The sequence below is a fragment of the Ectobacillus panaciterrae DSM 19096 genome (genome assembly GCF_000430785.1).
GTDB lineage: Bacteria > Bacillota > Bacilli > Bacillales > Bacillaceae_G > Ectobacillus > Ectobacillus panaciterrae.
The window spans coordinates 1-10,062 of the sequence record NZ_AUMR01000116.1 but is presented as its reverse complement, the minus strand read 5'-3'; the positions used below and the strand labels follow the sequence as shown (position 1 = coordinate 10,062).

Annotated in this window: 9 protein-coding genes, 2 pseudogenes and 1 riboswitch; of the genes and pseudogenes, 2 read left to right on the top strand and 9 right to left on the bottom strand. The window is 36.6% G+C overall.

Features of this window, described 5'->3' with window-relative positions:
* The 6 genes and pseudogenes from ystJ to H540_RS0120070 form a co-directional block, all read right to left on the bottom strand.
* Positions 1–367: pseudogene (gene ystJ / locus H540_RS0120100) on the bottom strand (NADP-dependent malic enzyme); the annotation flags it as partial.
* Positions 368–847: 480 nt separating this feature from the next.
* Positions 848–1,021, bottom strand: a complete 174-nt coding sequence (locus H540_RS33455; protein WP_155891091.1) for a hypothetical protein — start codon at positions 1,019–1,021, stop codon at positions 848–850.
* 746 nt (positions 1,022–1,767) lie between these two features.
* Positions 1,768–1,912, bottom strand: a riboswitch (cyclic di-AMP (ydaO/yuaA leader).
* Positions 1,913–2,220: 308 nt separating this feature from the next.
* Positions 2,221–2,655 (bottom strand): DUF6526 family protein, encoded by a 435-nt coding sequence (locus H540_RS0120085; protein WP_028402122.1) that lies wholly within the window; start codon positions 2,653–2,655, stop codon positions 2,221–2,223.
* A 32-nt stretch (positions 2,656–2,687) separates the two neighbouring features.
* Complete coding sequence (locus H540_RS0120080; protein ID WP_028402121.1) at positions 2,688–3,788, bottom strand: ABC transporter permease; 1,101 nt, start codon at positions 3,786–3,788, stop codon at positions 2,688–2,690.
* Positions 3,785–4,714: an ABC transporter ATP-binding protein gene (locus H540_RS0120075; RefSeq protein WP_028402120.1), complete on the bottom strand. Its 930-nt coding sequence runs from the start codon at positions 4,712–4,714 to the stop codon at positions 3,785–3,787. Before H540_RS0120075 ends, H540_RS0120080 begins: the two co-directional genes overlap by 4 nt.
* 18 nt (positions 4,715–4,732) lie before the next feature.
* Entirely contained in the window at positions 4,733–5,053 is a 321-nt protein-coding gene (locus H540_RS0120070; protein ID WP_028402119.1) for an ArsR/SmtB family transcription factor, read from the bottom strand.
* Positions 5,054–5,541: 488 nt separating this feature from the next.
* Here H540_RS0120070 and H540_RS0120060 point away from each other — a divergent pair, with 488 nt between their 5' ends.
* On the top strand, positions 5,542–6,348 hold the full coding sequence (locus H540_RS0120060; RefSeq protein ID WP_425388151.1) for a CPBP family intramembrane glutamic endopeptidase: 807 nt from the start codon (positions 5,542–5,544) through the stop codon (positions 6,346–6,348).
* Positions 6,349–6,535: 187 nt separating this feature from the next.
* On the opposite strand, the pseudogene H540_RS30375 reads toward H540_RS0120060, so the two are convergent.
* Positions 6,536–6,913: pseudogene (locus H540_RS30375) on the bottom strand (sugar O-acetyltransferase); the annotation flags it as partial.
* A 188-nt stretch (positions 6,914–7,101) separates the two neighbouring features.
* Positions 7,102–8,337: a beta-ketoacyl-ACP synthase II gene (gene fabF / locus H540_RS0120050; RefSeq protein WP_028402117.1), complete on the bottom strand. Its 1,236-nt coding sequence runs from the start codon at positions 8,335–8,337 to the stop codon at positions 7,102–7,104.
* Between the two features lie 122 nt (positions 8,338–8,459).
* On the opposite strand from fabF, the gene H540_RS0120045 reads away from it, so the two are divergent.
* Positions 8,460–9,311: a helix-turn-helix transcriptional regulator gene (locus tag H540_RS0120045; protein ID WP_028402116.1), complete on the top strand. Its 852-nt coding sequence runs from the start codon at positions 8,460–8,462 to the stop codon at positions 9,309–9,311.
* A 260-nt stretch (positions 9,312–9,571) separates the two neighbouring features.
* Here H540_RS0120045 and crcB read toward each other — a convergent pair whose 3' ends face one another.
* Positions 9,572–9,931 (bottom strand): fluoride efflux transporter CrcB, encoded by a 360-nt coding sequence (gene crcB / locus H540_RS0120040; protein ID WP_028402115.1) that lies wholly within the window; start codon positions 9,929–9,931, stop codon positions 9,572–9,574.
* Between the last annotated feature and the right edge of the window lie 131 nt (positions 9,932–10,062).

Genomic DNA, 10,062 nt, shown 5'->3' with positions numbered 1-10,062 from the left:
ATTTAACAACTTCCACAATTTTATCCGGGTCAGTTGTATCTAAGCAAATAGGGAATGCATCCACATCAGCAAATGATTTGAAAAGCAACGCTTTTCCTTCCATTACCGGCATAGCAGCTTTTGGACCGATATTTCCAAGGCCGAGTACAGCTGTTCCGTCTGAAACAACGGCAACGAGATTCCCCTTCATTGTGTAATCATATACTTTGCTTTCGTCCTTGTGAATGTCCAAGCAAGGCTCTGCAACACCTGGTGAATAAGCAAGGCTTAAATCTTTCGCATCACGTACGGGAACCTTAGAATGAACACCGAGCTTTCCTTGATTTTCCTTGTGCATCTTTAATGCTTCTTCGCGTAAAGTTGACATAATAATAGCTCCCATCGTTAAATTTTCAATTATTATAGTTGGAATAGCATTTCCCATTCTGGTGCAGAAATAGTAAGCAGAGTGATTGTCTTATTTCTCGAACACATAGTATGGGTGAAAAATACTCAGACATGCTAAACCAAAAACTACATATCTTTATTTTACAAGAAAATTACATTATCTAACGAAAATTCACAAAAAAATCACAATTTTTTTAAGAATATTTAAATAAATACTTAGAGATTCTAGTGCAAAGAATCACCTTTTTTTATTTTGTTGTATTCAAGAATACAGGATTCATTATGTTCATGCAAATGATTAGCATCGTCTACTGACTTCAGACAACGGGTTTTTTATTCACTTGTATATAGAAAAAACACCTAGGCTACCTGTCCTCCATATTCTATGGAGGACAGGTAGCCTAGGTGTTTTGTTTGTGTCCCATTTTCAGGGTTCACTTCAGTTTAAAGTCTGTTTTGATTAAACCTTATTTAAACCAACAGAAGGTTTAAGGGCTTGTTCTTGTGTTTTATGAGAAAAATTTCGCAATTTCCCAATGATTTCTTGTTGCCAAGATTTATCACCTATACTGCCCGCATAAAGATACAAATCCAAATAGTCATTTATCCATTGTTGTGTCTTGATAATATCCATAAAAATTCCTCCTTTTCTTTTCCAAAGGTAAACTCTTCTGGAATTAAGATCACACAGAATAAAAACTGTGGTTTTCACGTTCTCTTGGTGACGATTCTTTTAACTCACCGGGTAATCAATTTATATTATCCATGATGTCTTATTATGTCAATGAAGAGAATTAAAGTTGTCTATGAACTTTCAGTTTCTATTAATATTATACCCTATGAACATAGCTTATATACATAATAGAAGCCTATAAGAAGAGATTTAGTTTTTTTTGTTCATAAACGTGTACGTTTACAAATGATTTCAGCATACCAAAAAGACCTCGAGAACTATCGAAGTCTTTTTGATATTTATACCTGAGTGAATTATAACTTCGACATTTCCATGTGCTATGTGCAACGAAAGGGGTTTGACCGCTTCTACGCTTAGTCGGATGCTCTCTCCCCCTAAAAGAAACGTTTTTATGCCAATTTTTTTAGTTGCATTTATATAAACAAAAAGTGACCCTCATTGTGGCCACTTTTTATTTAGTATTGTTATTGTTTATTAAAAAACATGTTGGTGTATGCATGAATAATCTCTAAAATTTGATATCCTATTAGAGATACCGCGGTAAATGAGAAAAAACCAATGATCATAAAACGAATCCACATAATAGATCCTCTCCTTTTGTATATGGTAATAGATGCTTACAAGTAACCTAAAAGTCATCTGTACCCTTAAGGAGAATGTTTATAATGTTTATAAGGCATAATGCCACTTCCTCTCTTCATACGCTTACGAGGTTAGCTGTCGGGCTCGGGATTAGAGAGTATCCCTACCTTAAAAAGATTCGCCCCTAGTGATTTATAATCACTTGTTTGGTTCCCCCGCTCCTATCTTAGGATTCAGCGAAAAAGTTTTATGAATTCTAAAATATCATATTTTAATAACGAGTGCAAACAAATTTTTTAATATTGAGAATACATCGTACATTATATATAACTCTAGCACTATATATAAATGAATTGTAATTTCGACATATGAACCGCTGCTATACAGAACCAAAGCCTGCACTCGCTTCCTCTCTCTCATCCTTGTATGGGCCAGGAAAAGGGTTTGACCGCTTCTATGCTCCGCCGGATGCTCTTTCCTCACTACAAAAAGACGCTTTCTTTATTCAGCTGTATATAAAAAACACGTTAGCTCCTTCTAACGTGTTTTTTCTCTGTCTAGATTCGATTATGGTCGGCTTTCCAATTCTTAATAGCCTTTTTAATATCATCCGGCTTTAACCCTTCGGCAGCGGCTTTTTTACACAAATCTGCAAACTCACTGTCTTCAGCAAACCGCAACGCGACAATTTGACCCATAGTAAGCGCGGGGTCAGGTAATTTTCCTGTCAGCACATAATGACGAAGGCTTTCCTCCGCTCTAATTGCACGGTCCTGCGCCTTTAAAGCATACAGTCTTACAAGCGCTGTTATTATAATGATAATAATCATAATGAACACAAGAATTACAGCTTGGAGAATATTCGTTCCTTTACTAATAGCACGAACCATATTTGTGACTGCAACTATCAACGTTCCTAAAACTAAAAGTGACAGTACATAATGATACAGGGGGTGCATACGAGCATGATTCTTATAATCTTGAGATTTCATTTATCTCTCCTCCTATTCTCTATCTATCTTATTTACTCCCATTTAAATGTATAACTTGCGACGATAAACGCGCCAATGAGCCACCCGCCTAAAATCAGCGCTTCAGATCCTAAACTCATAAACGATGCGCCGACATTCATCGTTTCACGTAATGCATTGCTTAGGTGAGCAATCGGCAAAATGTGTACGATAGGCTGCAGGAATTCGGGCATATTTTTGATTGGGAAAAACACACCTCCCAAGAATAGCATCGGAAAGGATAAAAATCCTGCAATTGGCGAAGCGCTTTCCGGCGTTTTCGCAATGCCTGCAATAATAAATCCAATCGCCATAAATGCCAATGTCCCTAAAATAACAAAGCTAATCAGGGTAAACCATGATCCTCTTACTTCAACTCCAAAAATTAAGCGCGCCACGCCAAGTACAATGAGAGCCTGCAAACCATTCAGCATGAGCCTTGCTGTAATTTGTGCTGCAATAAAGGTCGATGCTTTTAATGTCGTTCCTTGCATTCTTCTTAGGATTCCGCGTTCTCGCCATGCGGCTATTTGCCCAGCAACACCGTTCATATTGTTGCTCATAATCATCATGGCAACTATACCCGGGACTAAAAAGTCAATATATTTTAAATTTAACGTTTCGATTCCCTTTGCAGCCGTCACAACAACAGGATTGTAATCGACCTTCTCTTTACTAATACCGTCCACGACATTATTCACCAGCTGAAGACCAACTTGGGAAACAGCGAAATTCGTTTCATTATAATAGACTGGGATGGAAAATGGTTTTGAGCTTGCTGATAAGTTTGAAAGACTGTCACCATATCCTTTAGGTATGACAACGACAAGCTGGACATCCCCTTTTTTCAACTGTTCCAACGCTTTATCCTTACTGTCTTCTTTTTGTAGATCAATCGCTTTGTTCTTTTTTACAACGGATAAAAACTCTTTTGATTGTACGGATTGGTCTTGATCCACTACGCCGATGGATACAGACATTCCATTTCCATTTCCTAAAAAGGAACCGAGCATAACCATGAGAAAGATCGGAAACGCCAACGTCCAAAATAAAACCTGGCGATTGCGAAGAAAAATACGCAACTGTGTTAAAGTTAATTGCCAATATGCTTTCATCCTTCTCTTAAGCTCCTTCCGGTCATATGTATGAACACATCTTCAAGTGTCGCTGTTCGCGTTTGCAAATCCATCAATTGAAGCTGTTTTTCGGAAGCTAAGGTAATCAAACTCGTTAATGTGGTTTGCAGATCATCTGTATAAAGAACATTTACATCTTTCTGATTTCCTACCTGCTTCACGCCTGCTATATCAAGTAAATTCACATCACTTGCTTCAGCCTGGAAACGGAACTGTACGGCACTATCAGACTGAAGGTTTTTAACAAGCTCCGAGGGAGTGTCTAAAGCGATAAGCTGTCCTTGATCCATAATGGCAATCCGATCACATAATACATGCGCTTCATCCATATAATGAGTGGTCAGCATAATCGTCTTCCCTTTTTCCTTTAAACGAAGGATAATATCCCATAGCGTTCTCCTTGCTTGCGGGTCAAGTCCTGTTGTCGGTTCATCTAAGAATATAACGAATGGATCGTGCACAAGGGCCAAGGCAATCGCAAGCCTCTGCTTTTGTCCGCCGGATAAGCCCTTTATTCGATCTTTCCTTTTATCCGTCAGCAACATATCATCAATCAAGGAAGGAATGGAAACATGCTTTGGATAAAAGCTTGCATAAAGGTGCAGGATTTCCTCTACGGTAAGCAGTTCAAATAATGTAGTGGATTGTAATTGAACACCAATTACTTCCTTCACCTTATTTAAATCATTGATAATATCATACTGGGCAATCTTTGCGGTTCCTTGATCCGGCTTTCGCAGCCCCACTAACATTTCTAATGTTGTCGTTTTACCAGCACCATTAGGACCGAGCAGACCAAATACCTCACCCTTATTCACCTCAAATTCTATTCCTTTAACCGCCTTAAATTCCCCATAGTTTTTCACCAGATTTTGCACTTTAATGATTGCCTCACGAGAACTCATCTCTCACACTCCAAATTCTTAATTGTCTTTTGTGAAAAAACCTTTAAGTTTAATTGGCCAAAATTTTTTAAAATGGTTTAACCATTCACATGCACAATCCATCGATTCCTCACGAAGACGATAATAACGATTTCTCCCAACCCTCCGTTGTGAAACAACGCCTGCCTTCTCCAATACTTTCAAATGCTTAGAAATGGCGGGCAGTGACATATCAAAAGGCGCCGCCAATTCCGTAACGCTCCTTTCCCCTTGTGATAAAATTTCAAGGATGCTTCTTCTCGTGGGGTCAGACAGCACTGAAAACACATCATTTAGATTTTCATCATTATACTTAACCATATGGTTAAATATAATAGACAGAGGAAGTTATTGTCAACAAATTGCAATAAGCTTATGCTGCCGTTTTTCCATTGCATCTGATTTTGATAATTTAATCCCAGCTTTCTCCCACAAATCAACTATATATGTAAACCGATAAAAAATCGCATCTCTAAAAGTGTTTTTTCTTTTATCTCTTGTCTAAGGCTTATTTTTGCTTGCTCGCTTTATTTTATTTAGTTTAATATATTCATAAATGAATTTAATAGGATGGTTCGATGAAACTACATATAATCTAGGAATTTATATATATTATCATTCAAGCCTTAAGAGGATATTTCGTTTTGGGCATACCTTTGTATGTACTTCTTATACCTATGGCAATTTTGATTGTCATCACTTTAAATTCTTATAAAAAAATCAAAAAGAAAGGCTCTGTTCGTTTAATAGTTAATGTTGATATTTGATGCCTGTCCGATTTCATAGTAAAAGTATTCTTTTTAAGGGAGTTGAAAATTATAAATACTATCATGATTAAAAACATAGTTTCGTTATTTTTATTTGCGTCACTTATTATTTCGATACAACTAAACAATTATTTACTTATTGGTATATGGGCAGTTACTTCTATTTTTCTTTTTGTAACTTTTGATAAATCTATGAAATCGTTTGTTGTCACAAATGTTCTATTTGGTATTGGATTTTTCGCTTATTTATATATAAATTCTCATTGGACGGTACAATTCCAACCAAAGGAATTACGTATATTTTTCAACAGAGTATCATTAGTTTTTATTTTGGTTCCATTGTTCATTTTATCTTTCTTTTCTAAGTCCCCATTTATAACATATTGGAAAAAGCCACAGTGGAATGAATTAATTTATTTCCCGTTTATTTGGTCGGGATTTCACCGAACAAGTGTTAAATTCTTTCTTTTCATAGCATTAACAGTTAATATTGTCAGCTTTGCGCCATTTGTTATTCAAAATGGTTGGTCTTTTATCGAAGAAATATGGCTACTCACTATCGTATTTTCAATTACAAACGCTGTACTCGAAGAAATAATTTGGAGAGGCAATCTTTTGAGTCGACTCTCAGAACAATTAGGTGAAAAATGGGCGGTTGTGATAACAAGTTTAGGTTTTGGATTACAACATTATTCACTCGGAATTCCTTGGGTTATTTGTATTGCTTTTTCTATTGGAGGAATGTTTTATGGAGGGATTACTATCAAATCTAGAAGTATTATTCCCTCAATTATTTGGCATATTGCTTTAAACACTCTTATGGTTTTAAGTGGTTTAATTTTAAAATAAAAATTTTGTAGAAAAGGGTTCAGACAATAGAACTCTTTTTTTGTATAAAAAATCAACAATGAATTTTAGCAGAGCCAAAAGAAAAAAACGCTTCTGAATTAATTTCGAAGCATTTTTTCTTTTTGTAAATCAATCAACTTTCTACTTTATATAATCAGTGTTATCAGAAGTAAATTTTCCTTACTCCTCACTCGATGGTTTTTAATGGTTTTGCTGGATTTCCTGCTACTATGGTGTTGGGAGGTACATCTTTTGTAACGACTGAGCCTCCTGCAATAATGGAATTATCACCAATCGTAGTTCCAGGCAAAATGACACAACTTCCCCCAATCCATACGTTGTTGCCAATCTTGATTGGTATTGCATATCCGCTCTTATTTCTATCTTTAGGTTCTATTGAATGCCCAGCGGTATAGATTCCAACATTAGGACCTATCATACAGTCGTCACCAACTCTTACTTCTGCCATGTCTAAAATCGTACAGTTATATCCAGCATAGAAGTTCTTGCCAACGTGAATGTTATAGCCTAAGTCGCGGTGAAAATTGTGTTCAATTGTGGCTTTAAAATAAAATTCGGTAATTTATAAAAAAGTCTGATTGTTTATAATAAAGATTGATAATTTGTGAAAAAGTTTGATCAAAAATCCTGTATTGATATGCAGAATTTTTTCTTGTTCAGCAAACGAGCCATTTAACGGAATAAATCTAACCGTTTCCTCTAGAAACGGTTAGATTGACGAGAGAAGTTTATTCACTCGTATTTCTTTAAAACAATAGCTGCATTATGACCTCCGAAACCAAATGAGTTAGATAGACCCGTATTTATTTTCACTTGGCGAGCAATAGATGGTACATAATCGAGATCACATAATGGATCAGGATTTTCTAAGTTAATTGTTGGAGGAATTATCCCTTCCTTTAAGCTCATTGCTAAAGCAATTGCTTCAACTCCACCGGCTGCCCCTAACATATGACCGAGCATAGATTTATTAGCTGTTACTGGAATCTGATAAGCTTGTTTGCCAAACAGCTGCTTAATAGCCATCGTTTCGGAGATGTCTCCCACTTTTGTACTTGTTGCATGGGCACTAATAACATCAATTTCTTCAGGCGATATATTGGCATTTTTTAAAGCTGATCTCATTGCAAGATAGGCCCCTTTACCTTCCGGATGTGTAGCTACGATATGGTGTGCGTCTGAACTTGCACCATATCCAATGACTTCTGCATAAATCTTTGCCTCTCTACGTAAAGCATGAGATAAAGATTCTAAGATTAGAATTCCAGCTCCTTCTGACATGACAAATCCATCTCGATTTTCATCAAATGGACGACTAGCTTTAGTGGGATCATCGTTTCTAGTTGATAATGCTGTAGCATTACCAAAGCTTGCTATTGATAAGTCTGTTATCGCTGCCTCTGTTCCACCTGCAAACACAACGTCAACCTCTCCAGAACGAATTAGTCTAAAGGCTTCTCCAATAGCTGTATTTCCAATTGCACAAGCAGAAACAGGCGACATAGAAGGTCCCATCGCGTTCCACTTGATACTAATTTGTGCTGCAGCAGCATTAGAGATCATGGCAGGTACTAGAGTTGGGCTGACTCTTCTTGGTCCCTTCTGCCTAAGCACATCAATATTTTCAATCAAGGTTTCAATTCCCCCTATACCTGAACCTACGTATACGCCTAACCTTTCTACATCTATACGATCGAGGTCTAACTCAGAATCTTCCCAAGCTTGTTCAGCTGCGGCCAAAGCAAATTGAGAAAAACGATCTAAACGTCTTGCTTCTTTCTTTCCTAAAACTTCATCTGCATCAAAATCTTGGGCAATACCTGCAATTTTTGTCTTATGATTAGTAACATCAAATGTATCAATAGTGGATATACCAGATTCCCCGTTAATCAAATTGTTCCAAAATGTTTGGATGTTGTTTCCTATAGGGGAAACTATCCCCATACCGGTAATCACAACTCTTTCCACTTTTCATCCCTCCAAATCAATAATTTACTAGTATTTTATATCTTTTTTATCCTATTACAAGGGATAGTTTATCCTGGTATAATTACTACTAGGTTAAATTGATATGATGAGGAGTTTTAAAAATGAATGATAAAACTAGGCTTGAAGCTTTGTCGACATTCTTAAAAGCTAAGCGTGCCCAAATTAAGCCAGAGTCTATTGGTTTGCCTGCCGGAACCCGGAGAAGGACATCTGGGTTACGAAGAGAAGAGGTTGCACAATTAGCAGGTGTAAGTACCACTTGGTATACATGGCTAGAGCAAGGAAGGGATATAAAAGTTTCTTCAATCGTACTTGATTGTATTTCTACAGCTTTGCAATTAAATAATGATGAAAGAGACTACTTATATGACCTGGCATTAGAGGCAAAACCGGAAATTACAAATCAAAAAAAGGATCAATCAGAGCTGAGTCCTTCTTTAAAACGAATACTTGCTGAATTAACATATTGTCCGACTATCATTACGGATCGACATTGCCATATTGTGGGCTGGAATCCTGCAGCTGCTCATGTTTTTTTAGATTTTGAACAAATACCGAATGATCAAAGAAATTTGATTCGTTTAGTGTTCACTAGAAAAGAATTAAAAGCATTGGCCGTCAATTGGGAACATTTTGCGAAAGGTTTTCTTGCTATTTTCCGTACCTATTATGGACACTATTTAGGCGATGAATGGTACAACCAATTTATTAAAGAAATGAGTCATTCACATTCAGAATTCCAGGATTTATGGCAAGAAAGTCAAGTAAGTAAGGCTCCAGAAATGATAATTGAATTCAGACATGCTAAAGCAGGCAAAATGTTGTTTAATTTAACTTCTCTTCAGGTTCAAGGCGATATGGATTTACGGTGCAGTATCTATACACCAGTAGAGGAAACAGATACAGAAAATAAGCTAAAGCGATTAATGAAGAGGGTTTCCGTAGAAAATTAATTATGTAAGGAAATTACGTTCTTACTCGATTCATCTGAAGGCACAAAAAAAAGGCTGCCCGCTAACGCACGGACAGTCCCTTGTAAAGAAATGATAATATACCCTATGTGCAAACTTCTATACTCTCATGTACAATCATATCCGAAATTGCGAAACATTTCTGTGAGATATATCACAATAGTTTTATATTATATTCATGTGAGGTTTACATAACACCTTATTATCGGAAGTCACTATATCTAGAAGCTTACAAAAAAGCCTTATAAAACACCTCCCAATTTCATACCTAAGAAAGCTAACAGAATACCGAATGTATAACTTATTCCTAAATACATAGCAAGTATCCTCCATTTTTTATCCGTATGAAGCTGAATGGTCTCTAATTTGAATGTAGAAAAGGTTGTGAAGGCACCCATAAAACCTGTACCTAATAATAGTTGCCAATTTTTATCTAGTCCAATGACATACCCCAATAAGAATGCACCTGTCAGATTGATAAGAAGCGTAGCAATAGGAAAAGGTGAAGGATATCTTTTTTTAAACCAATTGCTGATGCCGAAACGTGTTATTGCTCCAAAGAAACCACCAATTGCTACTAACAAAAAAGGGTGTTCTAGCATGAATTTTATCCTGGTTAATAAAATCGTACCAAATCATACCAAATCACAGAGGAACCAGGTGAAACCTCCGCTTCCATGACGACTCTCACGTCACTCCATCAGAGAAGGGATTGCCTTCGTCATATGCCTGC